The sequence below is a fragment of the Enterobacter sp. BNK-13 genome, assembly GCF_048685015.1.
Classification (GTDB): domain Bacteria; phylum Pseudomonadota; class Gammaproteobacteria; order Enterobacterales; family Enterobacteriaceae; genus Enterobacter; species Enterobacter quasiroggenkampii.
Window position 1 is genome coordinate 4,139,669 of the sequence record NZ_JBLQTP010000001.1, and the last position, 24,303, is coordinate 4,163,971.

23 protein-coding genes are annotated in these 24,303 nt (G+C 56.9%); 6 read left to right on the forward strand and 17 right to left on the reverse strand.

Annotated features, from left to right (window positions below; all coding sequences use genetic code 11):
* Positions 1-2 precede the first annotated feature (2 nt).
* The 7 genes from tatB to udp form a co-directional block, all read right to left on the reverse strand.
* Positions 3-545, reverse strand: coding sequence for a Sec-independent protein translocase protein TatB (gene tatB / locus ACMGGQ_RS19985; RefSeq protein WP_008501521.1), 543 nt, complete (start codon positions 543-545; stop codon positions 3-5).
* A 3-nt stretch (positions 546-548) separates the two neighbouring features.
* Positions 549-803: a Sec-independent protein translocase subunit TatA gene (tatA, locus tag ACMGGQ_RS19990; RefSeq protein ID WP_020882874.1), complete on the reverse strand. Its 255-nt coding sequence runs from the start codon at positions 801-803 to the stop codon at positions 549-551.
* Between the two features lie 76 nt (positions 804-879).
* Entirely contained in the window at positions 880-2,520 is a 1,641-nt protein-coding gene (gene ubiB, locus ACMGGQ_RS19995) for a ubiquinone biosynthesis regulatory protein kinase UbiB (RefSeq protein WP_262805968.1), read from the reverse strand.
* On the reverse strand, positions 2,517-3,122 hold the full coding sequence (ubiJ, locus tag ACMGGQ_RS20000) for a ubiquinone biosynthesis protein UbiJ (protein ID WP_262752691.1): 606 nt from the start codon (positions 3,120-3,122) through the stop codon (positions 2,517-2,519). Before ubiJ ends, ubiB begins: the two co-directional genes overlap by 4 nt.
* 13 nt (positions 3,123-3,135) lie before the next feature.
* Positions 3,136-3,891 carry a bifunctional demethylmenaquinone methyltransferase/2-methoxy-6-polyprenyl-1,4-benzoquinol methylase UbiE gene (gene ubiE / locus ACMGGQ_RS20005; RefSeq protein ID WP_023309612.1) on the reverse strand — a complete coding sequence of 252 codons (756 nt, stop codon included), beginning with the start codon at positions 3,889-3,891 and terminating at the stop codon, positions 3,136-3,138.
* Positions 3,892-3,957: 66 nt separating this feature from the next.
* The gene (gene rmuC, locus ACMGGQ_RS20010) at positions 3,958-5,415 is read right to left on the reverse strand and encodes a DNA recombination protein RmuC (RefSeq protein ID WP_024907997.1); all 1,458 of its coding nucleotides are present in this window, start codon (positions 5,413-5,415) and stop codon (positions 3,958-3,960) included.
* Positions 5,416-5,555: 140 nt separating this feature from the next.
* Positions 5,556-6,317 (reverse strand): uridine phosphorylase, encoded by a 762-nt coding sequence (gene udp / locus ACMGGQ_RS20015; protein WP_003860792.1) that lies wholly within the window; start codon positions 6,315-6,317, stop codon positions 5,556-5,558.
* A gap of 255 nt (positions 6,318-6,572) precedes the next feature.
* Between udp and ACMGGQ_RS20020 the strand changes: the two genes are divergently transcribed.
* A complete protein-coding gene (locus ACMGGQ_RS20020; RefSeq protein ID WP_252074202.1) occupies positions 6,573-7,379 on the forward strand; it encodes a dienelactone hydrolase family protein in 807 nt (268 codons plus the stop codon).
* Between the two features lie 38 nt (positions 7,380-7,417).
* Entirely contained in the window at positions 7,418-8,881 is a 1,464-nt protein-coding gene (locus ACMGGQ_RS20025; RefSeq protein WP_420290426.1) for a glycoside hydrolase family 1 protein, read from the forward strand.
* Between the two features lie 48 nt (positions 8,882-8,929).
* On the opposite strand, the gene metE is transcribed toward ACMGGQ_RS20025, so the two are convergent.
* Positions 8,930-11,191 (reverse strand): 5-methyltetrahydropteroyltriglutamate--homocysteine S-methyltransferase, encoded by a 2,262-nt coding sequence (metE, locus tag ACMGGQ_RS20030; protein ID WP_420290427.1) that lies wholly within the window; start codon positions 11,189-11,191, stop codon positions 8,930-8,932.
* Positions 11,192-11,306: 115 nt separating this feature from the next.
* Here metE and metR point away from each other — a divergent pair, with 115 nt between their 5' ends.
* Entirely contained in the window at positions 11,307-12,260 is a 954-nt protein-coding gene (gene metR, locus ACMGGQ_RS20035) for an HTH-type transcriptional regulator MetR (protein ID WP_024907993.1), read from the forward strand.
* Here metR and ACMGGQ_RS20040 read toward each other — a convergent pair.
* From ACMGGQ_RS20040 to pldB, 3 genes are all read right to left on the reverse strand, one after another.
* The gene (locus ACMGGQ_RS20040; protein ID WP_045909224.1) at positions 12,148-13,047 is read right to left on the reverse strand and encodes a carboxylate/amino acid/amine transporter; all 900 of its coding nucleotides are present in this window, start codon (positions 13,045-13,047) and stop codon (positions 12,148-12,150) included. The two genes, metR and ACMGGQ_RS20040, sit on opposite strands and share 113 nt — an antisense overlap.
* Positions 13,048-13,129: 82 nt before the next feature.
* Positions 13,130-13,930, reverse strand: a complete 801-nt coding sequence (gene yigL / locus ACMGGQ_RS20045; protein WP_021242854.1) for a sugar/pyridoxal phosphate phosphatase YigL — start codon at positions 13,928-13,930, stop codon at positions 13,130-13,132.
* A gap of 31 nt (positions 13,931-13,961) precedes the next feature.
* Complete coding sequence (gene pldB, locus ACMGGQ_RS20050) at positions 13,962-14,954, reverse strand: lysophospholipase L2 (RefSeq protein ID WP_045417641.1); 993 nt, start codon at positions 14,952-14,954, stop codon at positions 13,962-13,964.
* Between the two features lie 109 nt (positions 14,955-15,063).
* On the opposite strand from pldB, the gene rhtB reads away from it, so the two are divergent.
* A complete protein-coding gene (rhtB, locus tag ACMGGQ_RS20055) occupies positions 15,064-15,684 on the forward strand; it encodes a homoserine/homoserine lactone efflux protein (RefSeq protein WP_008501533.1) in 621 nt (206 codons plus the stop codon).
* On the opposite strand, the gene rhtC is transcribed toward rhtB, so the two are convergent.
* The 3 genes from rhtC to pldA form a co-directional block, all read right to left on the reverse strand.
* On the reverse strand, positions 15,681-16,301 hold the full coding sequence (rhtC, locus tag ACMGGQ_RS20060) for a threonine export protein RhtC (protein WP_010426287.1): 621 nt from the start codon (positions 16,299-16,301) through the stop codon (positions 15,681-15,683). The genes rhtB and rhtC overlap by 4 nt on opposite strands.
* A gap of 61 nt (positions 16,302-16,362) precedes the next feature.
* A complete protein-coding gene (gene recQ, locus ACMGGQ_RS20065; protein ID WP_032644788.1) occupies positions 16,363-18,192 on the reverse strand; it encodes an ATP-dependent DNA helicase RecQ in 1,830 nt (609 codons plus the stop codon).
* A 90-nt stretch (positions 18,193-18,282) separates the two neighbouring features.
* Complete coding sequence (pldA, locus tag ACMGGQ_RS20070; protein ID WP_023615553.1) at positions 18,283-19,152, reverse strand: phospholipase A; 870 nt, start codon at positions 19,150-19,152, stop codon at positions 18,283-18,285.
* Positions 19,153-19,315: 163 nt separating this feature from the next.
* Between pldA and yigI the strand changes: the two genes are divergently transcribed.
* Both yigI and rarD read left to right on the forward strand, forming a co-directional pair.
* The gene (gene yigI / locus ACMGGQ_RS20075; protein ID WP_008501538.1) at positions 19,316-19,783 is read left to right on the forward strand and encodes an acyl-CoA thioesterase YigI; all 468 of its coding nucleotides are present in this window, start codon (positions 19,316-19,318) and stop codon (positions 19,781-19,783) included.
* Between the two features lie 51 nt (positions 19,784-19,834).
* A complete protein-coding gene (gene rarD, locus ACMGGQ_RS20080) occupies positions 19,835-20,731 on the forward strand; it encodes an EamA family transporter RarD (protein WP_045909225.1) in 897 nt (298 codons plus the stop codon).
* An 83-nt stretch (positions 20,732-20,814) separates the two neighbouring features.
* Here rarD and corA read toward each other — a convergent pair whose 3' ends face one another.
* The 3 genes from corA to uvrD form a co-directional block, all read right to left on the reverse strand.
* The gene (gene corA, locus ACMGGQ_RS20085; protein ID WP_008501540.1) at positions 20,815-21,765 is read right to left on the reverse strand and encodes a magnesium/cobalt transporter CorA; all 951 of its coding nucleotides are present in this window, start codon (positions 21,763-21,765) and stop codon (positions 20,815-20,817) included.
* 150 nt (positions 21,766-21,915) lie between these two features.
* A complete protein-coding gene (gene ysgD / locus ACMGGQ_RS20090; protein WP_212743980.1) occupies positions 21,916-21,972 on the reverse strand; it encodes a YsgD/CorL family protein in 57 nt (18 codons plus the stop codon).
* 149 nt (positions 21,973-22,121) lie between these two features.
* Complete coding sequence (gene uvrD, locus ACMGGQ_RS20095) at positions 22,122-24,284, reverse strand: DNA helicase II (protein WP_023333805.1); 2,163 nt, start codon at positions 24,282-24,284, stop codon at positions 22,122-22,124.
* Positions 24,285-24,303 lie beyond the last annotated feature (19 nt).

A 24,303-nucleotide genomic window follows, 5' to 3' on the forward strand; every position in this document is an offset into this window, starting at 1 on the left:
GTTTACGCTTTATCACTCGACGAGGGGGATGATTCGGAAACGGGCGCGGCGGGTTTTGCCTCGGCAGCATTAACCACGGGCTTTTCCGGCTGCACCTGCTTTTTCACTTCGGTTTCCTGCGGCGTCTGTTCAGGCGCAGCAGCCTGATGTTCAGCGCTGGCAGGCGTTACGCCTTCACGCTGCTCTTCGCTGCCCTTCACCACCGGGTTATGGATGGTGTTCGCTTCATCGCTCGCTTTTTCAGGATCGTTAATGCTGTAGGAGCGCTTCATGGATTCCGCCGCTTCGCGCAGCTCATCCATTGATGCTTTCAGTTCCGGCGTCAGGTTATCCATGCTCGCCTTCTCAACCTTTTTCAGGCTTTCCTGAAATTCCTGCAGCTTAAGCTCCTGAGCCAGTTCATTCTGAACGGTCGATGCCAGCGATCTCAGCGCACGAACCCAGCCCGCAACGGTTTTCACCGCCACCGGCAGACGCTGAGGCCCCAGCACGATCAGGCCAATCACAAAGACCAGCAGGAGCTCACTAAAACCAATGTCGAACACGACTTACACCTGCTCTTTATCGTGGCGTTTAGCGTCTTCCTTTTTGGCTTCTTCTTGCTTGTCGGAGATGGATTTAGCAGTAAAGTCAGCGTCCTGGCTGGTTTTATCCTGCTTGCTCTCATCATCGCTCATCGCTTTCTTGAAGCCTTTGATAGACGCGCCCAGATCGGAACCAATAGAACCGAGCTTTTTGGTGCCAAACAACAGCACGACGATGACGGCAATGATCAACAATTGCCAGATACTGATACCACCCATACACGTTCCTCAGGGATAGATGATTAATGAGTCAGGTCGCATTATACGTATGCGACCCGTCGATAGCGACGCAAACTCAGCGCGTTTTTCGCCATCCGGCAAGCCAGACAACCACCCCGGCGGCCATCAGCCAGGCGGGCATCATCTGCCACTCCGGGCGGTTGATTAGCAGCAGCGTACCGCTCAGCAGCAGCGTTGCGCCAATCCCAAAGAGATAGCGTGACTGCCCTTGACGAACACGGCTGGACTGAAGTTCGCGAGCGATTTTATCCATGCTGTGCTGAAGGTTCTTGCTCTGACGCAAACTGTCATAAACCAGTTCAGGAATTTCAGGCATTTTTTCTATCCAGAACGGGCCTTTCTCTTTCAGCGAGCGCACCAGCGCCGGAATACCAACCTGATCCTTAATCCAGGATTCAAGGAAAGGTTTCGCGGTCTTCCACAAGTCTAACTGAGGATAGAGCTGTCGGCCTACACCCTCAACGTAAAGTAATGTTTTCTGAAGTAAAACTAGCTGTGGCTGAACTTCCATATTAAAGCGGCGAGCCGTGTTGAACAGGTTCAACAGCACATGTCCGAAGGAGATTTCCGCCAGCGGTTTTTCAAAAATCGGTTCGCAAACGGTCCGGATCGCAAACTCGAACTCTTCGACGTTGGTGTCCGGCGGCACCCAGCCGGAATCGACGTGTAGCTCGGCCACCTTACGGTAGTCGCGGTTGAAGAACGCGATGAAATTCTCGGCCAGATAGCGTTTATCTTCTTTATTCAGCGACCCCACAATCCCGCAGTCGATACCGATATACTTCGGATCCTCAGGATGCTCATAGCTCACGAAGATATTGCCCGGGTGCATGTCCGCATGGAAAAAGCTGTCGCGGAACACCTGGGTGAAGAAGACCTGCACGCCACGCTCGGCCAACAGCTTCATGTTCGTTCCCTGCTTATCCAGGGCCACCACATCCGAAACCGGAATACCGTAGATACGCTCCATCACCATCATGTTCTGGCTGCAGTAGTCAGAATAGACTTCAGGGACATAGAGCATCGGGCTGTTTTCAAAGTTGCGACGCAGCTGAATGGCGTTTGCCGATTCACGCAGCAGGTTAAGCTCATCAATCAGCGTTTTTTCATATTCCCGCACCACTTCCATTGGACGCAAACGACGTCCGTCCGGAAGCAGACGCGGCACCCAGCGCGCCAGACGATAAATCAGCTTCATGTCTGCTTTGATGATGGGCAGGATGTCCGGACGAATGACCTTAATAACCACTTCCTTGCCATTTTCTTTCAGGCGCGCGGTGTGTACCTGAGCGATAGAGGCCGATGCCAGTGGCTGAATATCGAAATCGTCAAACCAGGTCTCAATGGGAATGTTGCCCATGGCCTCTTCAATTTGCTTTTTCGCGCGCGCACCGTCAAACGGTGCGACGCGGTCCTGCAGCATCGCGAGTTCATCAGCAATCAGCGGCGGGAAGAGATCGCGGCGGGTCGAGAGCATCTGCCCGAACTTAATCCATACCGGACCGAGCTCCTGCAATGCGAGGCGAAGACGCTCACCCAGCGGTTGACCTTTATGGCGATTAGGCATCCAGAAGAGCATCCGCCGCCAGATGCGAAGCGGCAGCGTGATACGCATTTTGGGGATAAGCTCGTCGAGCCCGTAGCTTAAAAAGGTGCGAATAATGAAATAGAGGCGCCGAATTTCACCAGGCGTCATTTGCCCTCCAGTTTTTCCAGCCGTTTGGTTAAGGCATCAACCGCACGTTCAACAGCCGCGGTCTCTTCCGCAAACCATGCCACTTCCAGTGGACCGGGCGCCATTCGCCACTCCTCCGTCAGCACTTCCGCCGCATAGCGTTGCTGACGTTGCAGGCTTTTACGCGCTAAGGAGGTGCCACCCTGAAGGACTTTCCCGATACCTTCAGCGGCAATGTCGCCGATAAAGGGCGCGAGCAGTTCTGCCGGGTCGAACTCCGCCAGATCGGTGAGCGCAACGAAGTTCTGCACGACCTGAATGTCACCTTCCACTTCCAGTTCACCACTGCGGATAAGCGCCGTTAATTGCTGGCGATCGCGCAGTTTTGGCAGCACGCTCATGTGCGTGATGACCGAGCAGTCGGCGTCACCTTCCCACGCCCCCAGAACGTCAAGCTGGCGTTCGCTGAAGACCAGCACAAGCGGCGTCGAGAACTCTTTTAAAACAATACGTAATACCTTCCCGTTTAGCCGCTGACGCGCTGCTTTAAGCGCCGGAGCACGATAGAGAAAAGCATTCAGTACGTTTTCGATACCTGCGGTGACTAAGGGTTTAAAGGGCACGGGACACCTCCACTCAGAACTTGTAACCGCGATGCAGCGCGACGACACCCGCCGTCAGGTTGAAATATTCAACGTTCTCAAATTCTGCATCCTGCATCATGGCTTTTAATGTGTCCTGATCCGGGTGCATACGGATAGATTCCGCCAGATAGCGGTAGCTTTCCGCGTCGTTGGCCACCAGCTCACCGATGCGTGGCAGAACGTGGAAGGAATAGGCGTCGTAAGCTTTGCTCAGCGGCTCAATAATCGGTTTGGAAAATTCGAGCACCAGCAGGCGTCCACCCGGCTTCAGCACGCGATACATGGAGCGCAGCGCTTTTTCTTTGTCGGTCACGTTACGCAGACCGAAGGAGATCGTGATGCAGTCAAAGGTATTGTCCGGGAACGGCAGCGCTTCGGCATTTGCCTGCACATATTCCACATTCCCCACCACGCCGATGTTACGCAGCTTTTCGCGGCCCATTTTCAGCATGGAGTCATTAATATCGGCGAGGACAACGCGCCCGGTTTCGCCCACCAGACGAGAGAATTTCGCGGTTAAATCGCCCGTACCACCGGCTAAATCCAGCACCGTTTGTCCGCGACGCACGCCGCTACAGTCAATGGTGAAGCGCTTCCACAAGCGATGAATGCCGAACGACATCAGGTCATTCATCACATCGTACTTCGCCGCCACGGAATGAAATACGTGGGCCACCATGTCAGCTTTCTGCGCTTTGGCGACAGTCTGAAAGCCAAAGTGCGTTGTGTCTTGTGAATCGTCAGCCATCTTAGAGCCTGCTTATCAGTAAAATGTTCGTGAAGTGTAACAGATTGGGCGCGTTTGCCCTACGTTTCAACCACCGCGAAAGAAACGCGCCGGAGTCTCGTCTGGTGATAAATCCACCGCTAACGTGTTGTCTTCACTGTTTGTCTTTTGTTCGTCCGCCCCTTCACGCAGGCGAAACTCGTCGTCCTGGGCGGTGGCCTGTTCCACCAATTCCGGATTAATCTCGCGTTTAACCTCTACCCCCAGGCTGCGGAATGATTCGGCCTGCGCCAGCAGATTGCCACGTCCCGAGGCGAGTTTTTTCATCGCCTGACGGTAGTTATCCTGCGCACGGTCCAGGCTCTGCCCGACGGAGGACATGTCGTCCACGAAGAGGCGCATTTTGTCGTACAGCTTGCTGGCGCGGTCAGCAATCTGCTGCGCGTTGCGGCTCTGGTGCTCATAGCGCCACAGGTTCGCAATGGTGCGTAAGGCCACCAGCAGCGTGGTGGGGCTGACCAGCATAATGTTATTTTTGAGCGCTTCGGTGATGAGTTCAGGCTGCCTGTCGAGTGCCAGCAGAAACGCGGGCTCTACCGGGATAAACATCAGTACATAGTCTAGCGATCGCAGGCCAGGCAGCTGCTGATAGTCTTTTCTGCCAAGCAGGCGAATATGATTGCGTACGGAGGCAATGTGCTCCTGCAGCGCCGATTCGCGGGTGTAGTCGTCCTCCGCATTGAAGTAACGCTCATACGCCACCAGGGTCATCTTGGCGTCAATCACCACATCTTTGCCCTGGGGCAGCCGCACGATCACATCCGGCTGCATTCGCGAGCGGGCATCATTTTCAATACTCACCTGCGTTTCGTATTCGTACCCTTCCCGAAGGCCTGAAGCTTCCAGGACGCGGGTCAGCACCACTTCTCCCCAGTTGCCCTGGGTTTTGTTATCCCCTTTCAACGCGCGGGTGAGGTTGACCGCCTCCTGCGCCATCTGGGCATTCAGCTGCTGGAGATTGCGAATTTCATGCGCCAGGGTATGCCGCTCGCGGGCTTCCTGACCAAAGCTGTCCTGTACCTGACGGCGGAAGCCGTCCAGCTGTTCACGCAGGGGCGTCAGCAGGCTGTTCAGGCTCTGGCGGTTCTGCTCGTCAACGCGGCGGTTGCTGTGCTCAAAAATGCGGTTCGCGAGGTTTTCAAACTGTTCGCTGAGGCGCTGCTCGCTGTTGATCATCTGGCGGATTTTATCTTCCGCATGCAGCTGAGTGGATTCCAGGCGGGTGGTCACTTCACGGAGATCGGCCTCCAGCGAGGTGTTGATATCGCGGAGATTGCGCAGCTCGTTGTTGAGCAGTTCACACTCGTCGCGCCAGTGTTCACTCAGGGCAAGCTGCTGCCTGGCCGCGCTTAAATCGGCGACGATCTCTTCGCGTTCAGCCAGCTGATCGGCCTTCTGCTGCGCATGCTGATAGCTTGACATCAGCCAGCCTATCGCCACGCCCGCCAGCGCAATCACCGCATAAATCAGGATTGAGATATCCACAATGCCCCCTGCATCAACGTATTACCCGCACAAAATAGAATTGTGCTGTATAAACGTCCAGTTTGAAAGGGTTTTCCTGCGAGGCGCTACGCAAAAAATAAAGGCCGAACGTGTCGGCCTTTAATTTCGAAGGGAGAGGACTAGATCAGGCGACGCGCCGCTTCCACCACGATTTTCACCGCATGACTTTCGGTCTGCTTCATGGTTTCGGCGTTCGGGATCTCCTGCTGGGTACGGTTGACGATGACGCCCGCCACCATACCGGCACGCAGACCCTGGCTTGCGCACATGGTCAGCAGCGTGGCGGATTCCATTTCGTAGTTCATCACGCCCATCGACTGCCACTCTTCCATGGAGCCTTTGAAGCGGCTTACCACGCGGCCAGAGAAGGTGTCGTAACGCTCCTGACCTGGATAGAAGGTATCGGACGAAGCGGTCACGCCCACGTGGGTGGTTGCGCCCACGGATTTCGCGGCTTCAACCAGCGCGGTGGTGCACTCGAAATCTGCCACCGCCGGGAACTCCATCGGTGCAAAGTGGAGGCTTGCGCCATCCAGACGCACGGACGCGGTCGTCACCAGCACGTCGCCGACGTTGATATGCGGCTGAATAGCGCCAGTGGTACCGATACGCAGGAAAGTACGAATGCCCAGCTGTGCCAGCTCTTCAACAGCAATCGAAGTAGACGGGCCACCGATACCGGTAGAACACACGATCACGGCTTTACCATCCAGCTCTGCGCGCCAGGTGGTGAATTCACGATGGGCTGCCAGCTTAACCGGCTTATCCATCAGCGCGGCGATCTTTTCCACACGCTCCGGATCGCCAGGGACGATAGCGAGCGTAGCCCCTTGTAAATCGTTTTTAGTGAGGCCGAGATGAAAAACATCAGACTTAGACATAGGTGACTCCTCTGTGGGTCGGTTAGTCAGAAGAAGTAAAACGGTACTTTACAGAAGCAGTAAGCATAATTTCGTGACGCATCTCACCATGAATGAAAATGATTGCATCGAATTTCCATCAAAAAGTGATTTACATCACATTAACAAGTTATATCGTCAGGTGCTGCACAAAAGATAGACCGTTTAAGGCACTGTGAGTTGTTAACCTGGTGTCTATATTTACCTTTGCGCTAACTGATTGGTACGGAGAATGCCATGACTGAAAAAACCGGTTTTGCACCTGCTGCGGCCCCGCATGCCTCAACCATCGTCTCAACGTCTGAAGATGCCATCGCCGCGGGTGAGACCTCTATTCCCACGCAGGGAGAGAACATGCCTGCTTACCACGCACGACCAAAATCGGCAGACGGCCCGCTGCCCATCGTGATCGTGGTTCAGGAAATTTTCGGTGTTCACGAACACATTCGCGACCTCTGCCGCCGGCTGGCGCTGGAAGGCTATCTGGCCGTTGCGCCAGAGCTCTACTTCCGTCAGGGCGATCCGAACGACTACAGCGATATTCCCACCTTGCTCAGCAACCTGGTCAGCAAAGTCCCGGACGCGCAGGTGCTGGCCGACCTCGACCACGTCGCCAGCTGGGCGGCGCGCAACGGGGGCGATCCCCATCGTTTGCTGGTCACCGGTTTCTGCTGGGGCGGACGCATTAGCTGGCTGTATGCCGCGCATAACCCGCAGCTCAAAGCCGCTGTCGCCTGGTACGGCAAACTGGTGGGTGAAAAAACGCTGAATTCACCAAAACATCCGGTTGATATCGCCACAGACTTAAATGCCCCCGTGTTAGGGCTTTACGGCGGTCAGGACACCGGTATTTCGCTGGATTCGGTAGAAACCATGCGCCATGCGCTCCGCGCGGCAAATGCGAAGGCGGAGATCGTGGTATACCCGGATGCCGGGCATGCGTTTAACGCCGACTATCGTCCGAGCTATCACGCTGAATCGGCTAAAGATGGATGGCAACGGATGCTTACGTGGTTCCGTCAGTACGGTGGTAAAAAAGGGTAAGCCTTTCCCATCATCATGACGTATAAGGAGTGCGTGTTATGGACAATTCCCTCGCGTTTCCACACGGTTTTTTATGGGGCGGCGCGATTGCCGCCAACCAGGCCGAAGGCGCCTGGAACGTGGACGGCAAAGGGCCGTCCGTTGCCGACGCTGTCGCCTGGAAACCCAACCTCTCCGTGAAAGATTACAGCGGCCACATGGCCCTGACGAACGAGAATATTCGCGACGCGTTTGAAGGTAAAAATGATGCGCTGTATCCGAAACGCCGCGGCATCGATTTTTATCACCACTATAAAGACGACATCGCGCTGTTTGCTGAGATGGGTTTTAAGGTGCTGCGCGTATCTATTGCCTGGTCACGTATTTTCCCGACCGGAGAGGACGCCGAGCCAAACGAGGCCGGGCTGCAGTTTTATGAAGAACTGTTTCGCGAGCTGCGTCGTCATAACATCGAGCCGCTGGTCACACTTTCCCACTACGAAATGCCGCTGGCGCTGAGCGAAAAATATAACGGCTGGGTGCACCGCAATGTGGTCGATGCTTTCGTTCGCTTCAGCAATGTTTGTTTCGACCGCTACAAAGAGCTGGTGCGTTACTGGCTAACCTTCAATGAAATAGACAGTATTCACCGCCATCCCTTTACGACCGCGGGCATTCGCGAAGAGAAAAGCGCGCCGGGCAACGCGAAACAGGATATCTATCAGGGTCTGCACCATCAGTTTGTCGCGTCTGCACTGGTCACGCGCGACTGCCACGCCAAAATTCCGGGCAGCCAGGTCGGGTGCATGCTGACGAAACTGACGACCTATCCGCACAGCTGCCGTCCGGAAGACGTTGAAGCCACGCTGAAGAAAAACCTGGAAAACTATTTTTATGCCGACGTGCAGGTATTTGGTGACTATCCGCCGCTGATCCTGCGCGATCTGGAACGACGAAATATCCATATAGAAATGCACCCTGACGATCGGCGTATTTTAAAGGCGCATACCGTCGATTTCGTCTCCTTCAGCTATTACATGTCGATGACCGAATCCACGCAGCCTGACGCCGAACGCATTCCCGGGAATACCGTTCTCGGTGTGAAAAACCCGTATCTGCCTGCGTCCGAATGGGGATGGCAGATTGATCCGCTTGGGTTGAAAATCTCGCTGCTGGAGCTGTATGACCGTTACCGGAAGCCGCTGTTTATCGTTGAAAACGGACTGGGCGCGAAGGATGTGGTCGAAAACGGCAAGATCCACGATAGCTATCGAATCGACTATTTCCGCGCGCACTTCGCACAAACGCTGGCCGCGATTAATGAAGGCGTGGAGGTGATGGGGTTCACCACGTGGGGCTGTATCGACATCATTAGTGCGGGCACCTCGCAGATGTCCAAACGCTACGGTTTTATCTATGTCGATCAGGACGATGAAGGTAACGGTACGTTGAAACGGTTGAAAAAAGACTCCTTCTGGTGGTACCAAAAAGTGATTGCCAGCAACGGCGCAGATCTGAACTAAGCATGCGTATTTCAGGCCGGGCAGACGCCCGGCCATCACGCGTCACAATTATGCCTGACGCAAATTCTGTGCTGCCTTCACCATGTTCGCCAGCGCGGCGCGGGTTTCCGGCCAGCCGCGGGTTTTCAGGCCGCAGTCCGGATTCACCCACAGGCGCTCAGCCGGAATGCGCTGGGCCGCTTTTTTCAGCAGGGCTTCAATCCACTCCACGCTCGGCACGTTCGGGGAGTGAATGTCATACACGCCCGGTCCGATTTCGTTCGGGTACTCGAACTCTTCGAACGACTCCAGCAGCTCCATGTCTGAGCGCGACGTCTCAATGGTGATCACGTCAGCGTCCAGCGCGGCAATCGAATCCATAATGTCGTTAAATTCGCAGTAACACATGTGGGTGTGGATCTGCGTGTCGTCCTTCGCCACCGCGGCGTTGATGCGGAATGCCTCCACGCCCCACTTCAGGTAGGCATCCCAGTCGCTGCGGCGCAGCGGCAGACCTTCGCGCAGGGCCGGTTCGTCAATCTGGATGATGCCTATGCCTGCAGCTTCCAGATCTGCCACTTCATCACGCAGCGCCAGCGCGATTTGCTTCGCGATGGTTTCACGGGTGACGTCTTCGCGCGGGAAGGACCAGCAAAGAATAGTCACCGGACCGGTGAGCATGCCTTTCACCGGCTTGTCGGTCAGAGACTGCGCGTATTTCGCCCACTCCACAGTGATCGCTTCCGGACGGCTGACGTCGCCGATCACCACCGGCGGCTTCACGCAGCGGGAGCCGTAGCTCTGCACCCAGCCATTCTGGGTAAACACAAAGCCGTCGAGATGCTCACCGAAGTACTCCACCATGTCGTTACGCTCGGCCTCACCGTGCACCAGCACGTCCAGCCCCAGTCGCTCCTGCTCGATAATCGCCTGCTTGATGTGTTCGGCGATACCGGTGCGGTAGTGATTCGCATCCAGGTTGCCCTTTTTGAAGTCCAGACGCAGGCCACGGATTTCGGTGGTTTGTGGGAAAGAACCGATGGTGGTGGTCGGCCACGCAGGCAGGTTGAAGCGGGCACGCTGCGCTTCGGCGCGTACCTCATATGGGCTCTGACGCTGGCTGTCCTGGGCGGTGATGGCCGCCAGGCGTTTTTCCACCGCCGGGTTATGCACGCGCGCCGAGTGACGACGTGCCTGGATCGGCGCGCTCCATGCGCTGATCGCCGCCGTGTCGCCGCTGTTCAGCGCATCGCGCAGCAGCGCCAGCTCTTCACATTTTTGCAGGGCGAAGGCAAACCAGCTTTTGACCTCAGCATCAAGACGGGTTTCCACGCTCAAATCGATCGGGCTGTGCAGCAGGGAGCAGGACGAGGCCACCCACAGCTCACGTTTGCCGACGATGTCCTTAATCTGCGCGTATTTCTCGGTCAGATCGGCGCGCCAGACGTTACGACCGTTAACCAGACCGGCGGAGAGCAGCCAGTCTGCGGGCAGTCGCTTGTGCAGTTCCGCGACATCGTCTTTGCCGTGAACCAGGTCAACGTGCAGGCCCTGAACCGGCAGCGCGGTAATGGTGTTCAGGTTCGGCGTAACGCCCTCAAAATAGGTGGTCAGCAGCAGCTTTACCTGCCCCGCCAGCGCGTCATACGCCGGTTTGAAAGCATCAAGCCAAACTTTGGGCAGTTCGAGCACCAGCGCCGGCTCGTCGATTTGCACCCACTGAATGCCGCGCTTGCCCAGCTCAATCAGCACCTGTTTATAGACCGGCAGAATATCCTTCAGCAGGCTGAGCCGGTCAAACGGCTCGCCTTTTACTTTGCCCAGCCACAGGTACGTGACCGGCCCAAGCAGCACGGGTTTCACCTGGTGGCCCAGCGCCAGCGCTTCGTCCACTTCATCCAGAAGCTGCGTCCAGGTCAGCCTGAACTGCTGACCCTTTACGAACTCCGGCACCATATAGTGATAGTTAGTGTTAAACCATTTAGTCATTTCCGCCGCTGCCGCTGGCTCACCCGTTGGCGCACTGCCACGGCCGATGCGGAACAGAGTATCGATATCTACCGATCCATCTTTGTTCTGATGACGAGCCGGCACGTTGCCAAGCAGCAGGCTGGTCGTCAGAACATGGTCGTACCAGGCGAAATCGCCCACCGGCAGCAGGTCAATCCCCGCCTGTTTTTGCTGATCCCAGTGACGGGCGCGCAGCTCGCGTCCCACCGCCAGCAGTTCTTCACGGGTGGCGTTACCCGCCCAGTAGCTTTCTTGCGCTTTTTTCAGCTCGCGACGCAGGCCAACGCGAGGGAAACCGAGTGTGTGATTGCGGATTGTCATGGTGTGCCCCTTATGAAATTCGTTATTTAGACGTCCAGATGTTTACACATCTATAATTGGCAGGTACTGTATATTCCTCAAGCGCAAAATGTTCATGCCGAAGTGAAGGACTTTCATGATCGAGATAAAACACCTGAAAACGCTACAAGCGTTGCGGAACTGCGGCTCGCTCGCGGCGGCGGCGGCCACGCTGCACCAGACCCAGTCCGCCCTTTCTCACCAGTTCAGCGATCTGGAACAACGCCTCGGCTTCCGTCTTTTTGTGCGCAAGAGCCAGCCGCTGCGCTTTACGCCCCAGGGCGAGATCCTGTTGCAGCTGGCGAATCAGGTCCTGCCGCAGATCGCCAGCGCGCTCCAGGCGTGCAACGAACCGCAGCAGACCACGCTGCGTATCGCCATCGAGTGCCATAGCTGTATTCAGTGGCTGACCCCCGCGCTTGAGAACTTCCGCCAAAAGTGGCCGCAGGTGGAGATGGACTTTAAATCCGGCGTAACGTTCGACCCGCAGCCCTCGCTGCAGCAGGGCGAGCTGGATCTGGTGATGACGTCCGATATTCTGCCGCGCAGCGGCCTGCACTATTCGCCGATGTTTGATTATGAAGTACGCCTGGTACTGGCGCCGGATCATCCGCTGGCGGCCAAAACGCGCATCACGCCAGAGGACCTGGCGACGGAAACGCTGCTGATTTACCCGGTTCAGCGCAGTCGTCTGGATATCTGGCGACACTTCCTGCAGCCCGCGGGCATCAGTCCGCAGCTGAAAAGCGTGGATAACACCCTGCTGTTGATTCAGATGGTGGCGGCCAGAATGGGTATCGCGGCGCTGCCGCACTGGGTGGTAGAGAGCTTTGAACGCCAGGGTCTGGTGGTGACCAAAACCCTGGGTGAAGGACTGTGGAGCCGGCTGTACGCCGCCGTGCGCGATGGTGAGCAGCGTCAGCCGATTACGGAGGCGTTTATTCGCTCAGCGCGGAACCACGCGTGCGACCATCTTCCGTTTGTGCGGAGCGCGGAGCGACCCAGCGGCGATGGACCCACAGCGAAGCCAGGATCACCGCTCCCCCAATAAGGAAGCTCGGCCAGTGCGGCTGTTGCTGCCAGATAGCAAGGTTGACCAACAACCCTGCCGGAACATGTACGTTGTTCATGATCCCCAGCGTACCGGCGTCGACCTGCGTCGCGCCGTAATTCCACATGAAGTACCCCAGCCCGGAAGCCACGACGCCCAGCCAGATCAGCACGCCCCACTGCACGGGGGTAGTCGGCAGCTTTTGCGGGTTACCGAGCATAAACCACGCCGCCACCGCGACCATCGCGGCCCCCATGTAGAACCACGCGAACGCGTTATGTTGCGGCATCGGACGGGTTTCCATCAGGCGTTTGTAGCCTACCATGCCGATGGCGAAACTGATATTGGCGAGCTGGACGAACATCAGCCCGGTCCAGAAGTGATCGCTCACTTTGTCGTAGCGAATAATCGCCGCGCCGATCACCGCCAGCGCCGCGCTCAGCAGGTATCCCCAGCGCAGACGGCGTTTACTCAGCAGATCGTAAATCAGCGTGATGTAGAGCGGCGTCAGCACGGTAAAGAGCAGGAATTCCGAGACGGACAGATAGACGTAAGCCCGGAAGCTGAACAGGTACATGATGCCGAGCTGCATCGCCCCCACAAGCATGTACAGCACAATCGTTTTCAGCGACTGTCCGCGCGTGCGCAGAAACGGCAGGAACACCAGCGCCGCCAGCCCTACGCGCATCAGCACCGAGAAGTAGCTGTCGACTGAACCGGCAAGGTATTCGCCAATCAGGCTAAAGGAGAAGGCCCACAGGATAGTGGTGATAATGAGTAGCGCCACAATGCTTGTCTCTCAGAAAGAAGGACAGGCATTGTAGCGAACTCTTTAGTTGACATCTGAGCAATAAACAATCAAATGAAGATTATTCAAGGAACAGCTTGCGCAGGTATTTCGGTACCGCGTTGTCAGCGTTAGAACCAATCACCTCCAGCTCCGGGTGCAGATCTTTCAGACGCTGATGCGCGTTCTGCATGATGCAGCCCTTGCCCGCCATCGACAGCATTTCGGCATCGTTCATGCCGTCACCAAAGGCGATACAGTCTTTCAGCTCGAAGCCCAGACGTTTCGCGACCGCTTCCAGGGCGTGGCCTTTGGAGACACCTCCCGCCATCACTTCCAGACAGGTGAGCGTTGAGAAGCTGACGTTCACGCGATCGCCCCAGCGGGCGTTGATCGCCTGTTCCAGCGGGAGCAGTTCTTCGTGGCTGTCGCAGGTGAAGAACACCTTACTGATCCCCTCTGGCTCAAGAAGGCCCGGCTCGTACAGGGAGTAGTTAAATACTGCTTCTTTAAAGAAACGCATTTCATCCGGACGGTGGCGGTTCATGAACCAGTCGTCGTCACGGTAAACGTTGGTGACGATAGCCGGGTTGTTGTGCACCACGCCAAACAGATCGGCGGCAATATCGCGATCCAGGTTGTGGGTGAAGATCAGGTTGCCGTCGGTATCATGTACGCGCGCACCGTTGGAGGTGATCATGTACGATTTGATCTCAAGATTATCGCGGATCTGCCCCACGTCGACGTGGTGGCGGCCGGTGGCAAACACAAAGTTCACGCCCCGTGCCGTCAGCAGCTTTAGGGTCTCTTTCGCGTAAGGCGACAGGGTGTGGTCAGGGGAAAGCAGCGTGCCATCTAAATCAGATGCAACAACCTGGTACATAGGGATTTCAACCTCTGGTGGAAAACGATAATCAATTATGCCTGTTGAAAAATTCAACAATGGCGTTGAGCGCGACTGAGCGCATAGCGTCCTTTTCGAAAAGGATCTCATGGTAAGCGCCGTTGATGACCAGCGGTTTTCCCCCTTCGCAGGGGTGACCGGCGGCGGCGCGCAGTTCACAATAGCGGTCATGCATGCGGTTATCCACCACACGCTCTTCTTCCGCCTGGATCAGAAGCGTTGGCGTGTCATCATCGCCCACGCCTGCCAGCACCTGCTCACCGGCCAGAATACCTTCCCGCACCCAGTGCCAGGTCGGGCCGCCGACGCGTAAGCGTGGTTCATCGGCATAAAAGCGCAGGTTACGGCGATAACGCTGCCGACTGTGGGTTAAGACGTTGATGGCGAACGGCAGCGCGCGCCAGCGTCCGGTTCCGATGGCATAGCCTTCACGAATGCGCTGATGGCCCTCAGCCCAGTCAAGGAGATGGCGCACCATCCAGTCCGGGAAACGTATGACGATACCGTACATCGGCGCGGTCAGCGCAATCGCATCGCACTGGTGTTCATAACGCTGCAAAAACAGCGTCGATATCGCGCCCCCCATGGAGTGCGCAAGAATGTATCGCTTACGCCAGGGACCGGGCTGAACTTCCTGCTGCCAGAACGCGGCAAAATCGTCGACGTAATCGCTGAAGCGATCGACGTGCCCACGGTGCGTGTCCGGAAGCATGCGCCCGGACAGCCCCTGTCCACGGTGGTCGATGATCAGCACATCGAACCCCATATGGACCAGGTCGTAGGCCAGTTCGGCGTATTTAACGTAGCTTTCAATACGCCCCGGGCAGACCACGATGACCCGATCATTTTTTTCATTACGGAAACGAACGAAGCGCACCGGGATGCCCCCGACGCCCGTAAACGCATCTTCCTCACGCTGGCGCCAGAAATCGGTCAGCGGCCCCATGGAGAAAGCAGCAAATGCGTTTTCTCGTGTTTCCCAGTCCTTTTTCTGCTGAAACATCGGGTTTCTACTCACCTAAGCCAAGGAATATCGTTTTTTCGTAACCGGTCACAAAATGACTCAACAATAGCGTATTGTGGCATAAAAACAGACGTTTCGGGAGTTTCAAATGACCTTCGAGTGGTGGTTCGCTTACCTGCTGACATCCATCATCCTTAGCCTTTCACCGGGCTCGGGCGCCATTAACACCATGACCACCTCCATCAACCACGGCTATCGCGGTGCGGCGGCATCCATTGCCGGTTTGCAGACCGGGCTGGGCATTCATATCGTGCTGGTCGGGATTGGTCTGGGGACCCTGTTCTCCCGCTCCGTGCTGGCCTTTGAAGTGCTGAAATGGGCCGGGGCGGCGTATCTGATTTGGCTCGGCATCCAGCAGTGGCGCGCGGCAGGCTCCATCAACCTGAACACGCTCGCGCAGACGCAAAACCGCGGTCATCTGTTTAAGCGCGCGGTGTTCGTCAACCTGACCAACCCGAAAAGCATTGTGTTCCTCGCCGCGCTGTTCCCGCAGTTTATCGTGCCACATCAGCCCCAGGTGATGCAGTACGTGGTGCTGGGCGCGACCACCATTATTGTCGATATCATCGTAATGATTGGTTACGCGACGCTGGCGCAGCGGATTGCGGCGTGGATTAAAGGGCCTAAGCAGATGAAGGCCCTGAATAAAGTCTTTGGTTCGCTGTTCATGCTGGTTGGCGCGCTGCTTGCGTCAGCGCGTCATGCTTAGCGAGAAATAATAAGATGAATGCCGAAGCCGGCGAACAGCGCGCCGGCGAAGCCGTCAATCCACTTCGCGATACGCTGGTAGCCACGGCGCATCGCCGGTAAGGCAAACAGGCTGGCCACGATGGTAAACCAGGCAAAGGTTTCCACAACGATCAGCAGGAAGATACCCCAGCGTGCGCCCGCACCGACGCTATCACCCACAAACAGCGAGAACACGGAGCCGAAATAGATAATCGCTTTCGGGTTCGCCAGGTTGGTCAGCAGCCCTTTTACAAAGCTGCGGCCGCCCGTTGCCAGCTCTACCTTTGGCTCTTCCGGTTTTTTCTCTTCTTTCTTCAGCGCCCCGCGCAGCATCTGGTAGCCCATCCAGCACAGGTACAGCCCGCCGCCGACCATAATGATGTTATGCAGCCAGGCCATCTTCGCCAGGATCAGGTTCAGACCGAGCAGCGCAACGGCCGCCCAGACCATAACGCCCATGGTGATACCGAGCACGCCCATCATCGCCTCTTTGCGGGAGCGGCTGACGGCCGTTTGCGACACGAAGAAAAAGTCAGGTCCCGGGCTCATCAGCGCAACAATGTGCACTAACGCCACGGTGAGAAATAGCATCAACATAATTAACTCGCGGGGAAATAATTCAGTGAGTCATCATCCTGGCACTTTTTCGCCCGGCTGACTACTCCTCATCATCACCGTCGGCGTGAGAACGGATGAGCGCCATAAACTCTTTACCGAAGCGCTCCAGCTTGCGCGTGCCGACGCCGTTGACGCTGAGCATTTCGCTGGCGCTGAGCGGCATCTGCTCGGCCATCTCAATCAGGGTCGCGTCGTTGAACACCACGTAAGGCGGGATATTCTCTTCATCGGCGATGGCTTTACGCAGCTTGCGCAGTTTGGCGAACAGCTTGCGGTCGTAGTTGCCGCCGTACGATTTTTGCATCACCCGCGGCTTGAGGGCGACCACGCGCGGCACGGCGAGCTTCAGTTCAACGTCACCGCGCAGGACCGGACGCGCCGCTTCGGTCAGCTGTAGCGCGGAGTGCTGAGCAATGTTCTGTGTGGCAAAGCCGAGGTGGATCAGCTGACGAATAATGCTGACCCAGTGCTCGTGGCTCTGGTCCTTGCCAATACCGTAGACAGGCAGCTTGTCGTGGCCCATATCGCGGATACGCTGGTTGTTGGCACCGCGCAGCACCTCCACCACGTAGCCCATCCCGAAGCGCTGGTTCACGCGGTAAATGGTCGAGAGTGCCTTACGTGCGTCCATCAGACCATCATACTGTTTCGGCGGATCCAGGCAGATATCGCAGTTACCGCACGGCTCCTGTCGCCCTTCGCCAAAGTAGTTGAGCAGCACCAGACGACGGCAGGTTTGCGCTTCGGCAAACGCGCCCATCGCGTTGAGCTTGTGGCGTTCGATATCCTGCAACTGCCCCTGCGGTTTTTCCTCCAGACAGCGGCGCAGCCACGCCATATCGGCCGGATCGTAAAACAGCATCGCTTCCGCAGGCAGGCCGTCACGCCCGGCGCGGCCAGTTTCCTGATAGTAGGATTCGATATTGCGCGGAATGTCGAAGTGCACCACAAAGCGCACGTTCGGCTTGTTGATGCCCATCCCGAACGCCACCGTCGCAACCACAATCTGCAGATCATCGCGCTGGAATTTCTCCTGCACGTCGGCGCGGATGTGGTTCTCTAACCCGGCATGATAGGCGGCGGCGCTAAAGCCGCGGTTTTGCAGCCGCGCGGCGGTGTCTTCCACCTTCGCCCGACTGTTGCAGTAGATGATGCCGGACTTGCCGCGCTGCTCCTGGACGTAGCGCAGGAGCTGATCCAGCGGCTTGAATTTTTCCATCAGCATGTAGCGGATGTTGGGGCGGTCGAAGCTGCTGACCTGAATATAGGGGTCGTTCAGCCCCAGCAGACGAACGATATCCAGACGGGTGGTGTCATCTGCCGTGGCGGTAAGCGCCATAAATGGCAGCTCGGGGAAGCGCTGACGCAGCTGGCCGAGTGCGGCGTATTCCGGGCGGAAATCGTGTCCCCACTGGGAAATACAGTGCGCTTCATCCACCGCCAGCAGGACCGGATTCCAGTGTGCGAGATGGTCGAGGAAGTTATCCAGCATCAGGCGTTCCGGCGCGATATACAGCAGGCGGATCTGCCCGGTGCGGCACCCGGCCATCACCTCTTGCTGCTGCTCCCGGGTTTGGGTCGAGTTAAGGCAGGCCGCCGCGACGCCGTTGGCGAGCAGCTGGTCAACCTGGTCTTTCATTAGCGAAATAAGCGGGGATACCACGACCGTCAGGCCGTTAAGCACCAGCGCGGGAACCTGATAACAGAGGGATTTACCGCCGCCGGTCGGCATCACCACCAGGCAGTCACGGCCTTCCAGCACCGTTTCAATGATGGTTTCCTGGCCAGGGCGGAACTGCTGGTAGCCAAAGGTTTCATGCAAAACCTGTTTAGCCAGCGACTCCTGATTCAATACTTCCGCCTGCGCCACATTAACCCCATATGCCTGAAATGAAACAGGCGCTATTTTCAGCGCCTGAGAGAGAAACTTCAACGTTTAACGCAAAAACATTCGAGCAACCTAGAGAATATCGTTCAGCATCACGCCCACGCCGACGCGGGTCTGGTTGAAGTTGTAATCGATAAGCGACTCGCCGTAGCCGCTGTAGACTTGCGTATAAAGGCGAACATGCTTGCTTACCGGATAGCTTAAGCCCACTTCCGCACCGCCGTAGCCGGTGTTCCAGTTGTACTGGCCTTTCGCACTCAGCACGGCATCACCTAGCTGGTAGCCGACTTTAAGCTGGTAGTAGCCCATATATTTGGTGATGTCCGGGTTGTCATCCGTGCTGCCGACCACATACCACGGCTTCACTTCCACCATCCAGTTACCGTTCTGCGCCATCAGGCGCGTATAGGCGCGGTTCCAGCTACGGGATGTCGGATCGGAACGGCCGTTAGAATCATGATTAAAGCCCACTTCGACGTCGCGCAGCGTCCAGCCGGCAAATTCATAATCCGTTGCGAAGCCGAGGAACAGCTGCGGCTCATAGTTGGTTTCGCGGAACGGCGAGGATTCCCCGCTGTTTGAGAGCTGCCACCAGGACTTCTGCGTATAAGAGGCACCAAACACCGAGTTCGGCCCCAGAATGCCGCGCCAGAACGGGAAGGCGAGGCTGAGCTGGAACTTCACCTCATCTTTACGCGCATTATCAGACCAGTTATAGGAGCTTATCGCCTCTTTGTTGAGATCGCTGGTCTGGGTATAAATCACGTAGTTGGTGTCATACGGATAGAGCGTGAACGGATTGTCATGCTCCTGAAGAAGGTTCGCGATAATGCTACCGTGAACGGCAGGCTTATCGTGCACCTCTTTGATTGTCGCTTCCTGCGCATAGGCTGTGAGGGGCAGCGAAACCGCCGCCAGTAACCAGGCCAGATACGTCCGCATCGGTGGTGTTCTCCTGCAAAAGAGTAAAATTGATTGAATAGTTATGTGGCGAACATTCTACAGACTTCTGCGACAACTGCTGCATCCTCGTTTCTGAAAGTGGCATTCCTCGTTGCTGAGGCATAAAATCAACATTTTGTTAACAATAAGGATGTAATGCCTCATGTCAGCCATGCTTACCGCCGAAGAAGTGTTAAAACTCGTGGGCGAGATTTTTGTTTACCATATGCCGTTTAACCGCGCGCTGGGACTGGAGCTGGAGCGTTACGAGAAGGACTTTGCCCAACTGAGCTTCAACAACCAGCCGATGATGGTAGGGAACTGGGCGCAAAGTATTTTGCACGGCGGGGTGATTGCCTCCGCGCTGGACGTGGCGGCAGGTCTGGTCTGCGTGGGCAGTACGCTGACGCGCCATGACACCATTAACGAAGACGAGCTTCGCCAGCGTCTGGCGCGCATGGGCACCATTGATTTACGCGTCGACTATCTTCGTCCGGGGCGCGGAAATCGCTTTACCTGTACCAGCAGCCTGCTGCGCGCAGGGAATAAAGTCGCCGTGGCGCGCGTTGAGTTACACAACGAAGAACAGGTTTATATCGCCAGCGCAACCGCCACTTATATGGTGGGTTGAGGCGGGAAAATCGGGTAAAATTGATTCACTTTTTTGTAACGGATTTTCCCGATGGATGCTAAACAGACGCGGCAGGGCGTTTTACTCGCCCTTGCCGCTTATTTTATTTGGGGTATCGCCCCGGCGTACTTCAAGCTTATCGCCTACGTTCCGGCTGACGAGATCCTCACTCACCGCGTCATCTGGTCGTTCTTCTTTATGATTGCGCTGATGAGCCTCAGCCGTCAGTGGTCGGGCGTCAAAACGCTGCTGCAGACCCCGAAGAAGATCTTCCTGCTGGCACTCTCTGCCGTGCTGATTGGTGGTAACTGGCTGCTGTTTATCTGGGCAGTGAATAACCATCACATGCTCGAGGCGAGCCTGGGGTACTTTATTAACCCGCTGGTGAACATCGTGCTGGGGATGATTTTCCTTGGCGAACGCTTCCGTCGTATGCAGTGGTTAGCGGTGATTCTGGCCTTCTGCGGCGTGCTGGTGCAGCTGTGGACATTCGGCTCGCTGCCGATTATCGCCCTCGGTCTGGCGTTCAGCTTTGCCTTCTACGGCCTGGTTCGCAAGAAGATTGCGGTGGAAGCGCAGACGGGGATGCTGTTTGAAACCCTCTGGCTGCTGCCGGTGGCGGCGATTTATCTCTTCGGCATCGCCGACAGCCCAACCAGCCATATGGGCAGCAACCCGTGGTCGCTGAACCTGATGCTGATGGCGGCGGGCGTGGTAACTACCATTCCACTGCTGTGCTTCACCGGTGCAGCGACGCGCCTGCGTCTCTCCACGCTGGGCTTCTTCCAGTACATTGGCCCGACGCTGATGTTCCTGCTGGCAGTGGTGTTCTACGGCGAAGTGCCGGGGGCAGATAAGATGGTGACGTTCGCCTTTATCTGGGTGGCGCTGGCGATTTTCGTTGCGGATGCGATTTATACCCAACGCAGGGTGCGTAAAGGGCTGTAGTGCCTTTTTGCCGGATGGCGGCTGCGCTTACCGGGCCTACAGGATCTGTAGGCCCGGTAAGCGTAGCGCCACCGGGCGGATTCTCAAAGCCAGTTACGACGCTTAAAGTACAGATACGGCGCCAGGCCCGCGAGGATCATAAAGATAATCGCCCCCGGGTAACCAAAGCTCCATTTCAGCTCTGGCATAAACTCGAAGTTCATCCCGTAGCTGGAGGCCACCAGCGTCGGCGGCAGGAACACCACGGACACCACCGAGAAGATCTTGATGATGCGGTTCTGCTCGATGTTGATAAAGCCCATCGCCGCCTGCATCAGGAAGTTGACCTTCTGGAACAGGGATTCGTTGTGCGGCAGCAGGGACTCGATATCTCGTAAGATCTCACGCGCCTGCTCCAGCTGACCGCCCGGCAGACGCGCCTTGCGCACCAGGAAGTTCAGCGCGCGCTGGGTATCCATCAGACACAAACGCACCTTCCAGCCGATATCTTCCAGCTCCGCCAGCGTCGAAAGCGCTTCGTCGTACTCATCGCCCTGATGGCCCTCCATGATCACGCGGCTCAGCTTTTCCAGATCGCTGTAGATGTTTTCAATTTCATCCGCCAGCTGTTCAATTTTGGTCTCGAACAGATCGAGCAGCAGTTCGTACGCGTTGCCGTCTACCATCGCCTGGCTACGGGCGCGCATGCGGTAGAGACGGAATGCCGGCAGCTCACGTTCGCGCAGGGTAAACAGACGACCGTCGCGAATGGTAAACGCCACGGTGGAGTTACCCGCGTGGTCTTCGGCATCTTCAAAGAAGAAGAAGGAGTGAATGTGCAGACCGTCTTCGTCTTCAAAAAAACGGGCGGATGCTTCGATGTCTTCCAGTTCCGGGCGCGTTGCCAGGCTTTGCCCTAGCTCAGATTGTACGCGAAGGCGCTCATCGTCGTCCGGCTCGACCAGATCCACCCATACGGCATCAATGAGGGGCTGTGACTCTTCGGCTTCAAGCCGAGTCAGTCGGTTATTTTCGAGTTGAAATGCGCTCAACATGACCGGGACTCCCAATGCAAAAAATATCGGACAGTTCGGTGGGCACACAGAAACAAATTGGGTTTCAGACCATTAAACAGCCTGACTCAGCGCGACGGGAATAGAGCAGTCGCTGACAACCACTAAGGCCATCAGCAAGAGGAGATAGCCTTAGGAGTTGTTCCTGGATGACAGGGAATTGAGCCAGTATCTACTGGGTGTGTCCAAGGCGAATGTCCTCTTAGCGTAATCGTGCGCGCATGTTACGCCAGCTATAACTGTGGCGTCAACACGCAACGGAACGCTGAAGGGCATTAATTGACCTTCACTGTATAAGGCTAGCAGATTATTGAAAAATAATGATATTTTTCTGAATGTTAGACTGTTTCCAGCTTCGCGTAGGCCGCCACCAGCCATTTGATCCCCTGCCCCTGGAACGCCACCTGCAGGCGGCTGTGCTCGCCGCTGCCTTCCAGATTCACAATGGTACCTTCGCCAAACTTCGAATGGCGCACGCGCTGGCCCAGCTTGTAGCCGGTGTCGGTTTCCGCAATCGGCGAGCCCATGCGCTGATGGCTGACCGGACGGCTGATGCTCGCCCGCAGACGTACCTCCTCCACGCACTCTTCCGGCAGTTCACCGATAAAGCGCGACGGACGGTGATAGACCTCTTTACCGTACAGACGGCGGGTTTCGGCGTAGGTTAGCGTCAGCTTTTGCATCGCGCGCGTCACACCCACGTAGGCCAGTCGACGCTCCTCTTCCAGACGCCCGCCCTCATCCAGCGACATCTGGCTCGGGAACATCCCCTCTTCCATGCCAACGATGAACACCTGTGGGAACTCCAGACCTTTGGCGGAGTGCAGGGTCATGAGCTGAACCGCATCCTGCCAGGTGTCCGCCTGCCCTTCCCCCGCTTCCAGCGCGGCGTGGGAGAGGAACGCCTGCAGCGGCATCAGGTCTTCGTCTTCTTCGTTGTAGCTGAACTGGCGCGTTGCCGTGACCAGTTCCTCTAAGTTCTCAATACGGGTCTGGCCCTTCTCGCCTTTTTCCTGCTCGTACATGGTGCGCAGGCCCGAGTCTTTAATCACCCGGTCGGTCTGCACGTGCAGCGGCATGTCGGCGGTTTCCTGCGCCAGGGCGTCAATCAGCTCAAGGAAGCGCTGCAGGGCGCTGGCCGCGCGTCCGGCAAGGGCCTTTTCCTGCAGCAGCTCGCGGCACGCCTGCCACAGCGTCAGCTGGCGGTCGCGCGAGGCCTGACGCACCACGTCCAGCGTACGGTCGCCAATCCCGCGGGTTGGGGTGTTCACCACGCGTTCAAACGCCGCGTCGTCGTTACGGTTGGCAATCAGACGCAGATACGAGAGCGCATCTTTGATTTCCTGACGTTCGAAGAAGCGCATGCCGCCGTAAATGCGGTACGGCATGCTCACCTGCAGCAGCGCCTCTTCCAGCACGCGCGACTGGGCGTTGCTGCGATAGAGAATAGCGCACTGCTCCAGCGCGCCGCCGTTGTCCTGCCAGGTTTTGATGCGGTTGACCACGAAGCGCGCTTCGTCGAGTTCGTTAAACGCGCAGTAAATCGAAATTGGTTCGCCGTCTACGCCGTCGGTCCACAGCTTTTTACCCAGACGCCCGTTGTTGTTCTCAATCAGGGCGTTGGCCGCGCTCAGAATGTTGCTGGTTGAGCGGTAGTTCTGCTCCAGACGGATGGTCTGTGCACCCGGGAAATCGTTGAGGAAGCGCTGGATGTTCTCCACCTGCGCCCCGCGCCAGCCGTAGATCGACTGGTCGTCATCGCCCACGATCATCACCTTGCCGGTATCACCGGCCAGCAGACGGATCCATGCGTACTGGATATTGTTGGTATCCTGGAATTCGTCCACCAGGATATTGGTAAAGCGTTCACGGTAGTGCTGCAGAATGTGCGGCTTGTTGAGCCACAGCTCGTGGGCGCGCAGCAGCAGCTCGGCAAAATCCACCAGGCCGGCGCGATCGCACGCTTCCTGATAGGCCTTGTAGACGTTCTGCCAGGTCTGCTCGACCGGGTTGCCGAAGCTCTGAATGTGATGCGGGCGCAGCCCTTCGTCTTTCTGACCGTTGATGTACCACATCGCCTGACGCGGCGGCCACTGCTTCTCATCGAGGTTCATCGCCTTGATCAGGCGCTTCAGCAGACGGAGCTGGTCTTCGCTGTCGAGGATCTGGAAATCCTGCGGCAGGTTGGCGTCCATGTGGTGCGCACGCAGCAGGCGGTGCGCCAGACCGTGGAAGGTACCGACCCACATGCCGCCCTGGCTGGTGCCCATCAGTTGCGCGATGCGGTGTCGCATCTCCGCCGCCGCCTTGTTGGTGAACGTGACCGCCATGATGGAGTACGGCGAGCAGTTTTCCACGCTCTGCAGCCAGGCGATACGGTGAACCAGCACGCGCGTCTTACCACTGCCCGCTCCAGCCAGCACCAGCAGGTTGGTGCGCGAGGCGGCAACCGCGTCACGCTGTTTGTCATTAAGGCTGTCGAGCAGGTAAGAAACGTCCATTGGCACCGTCACGTCATGT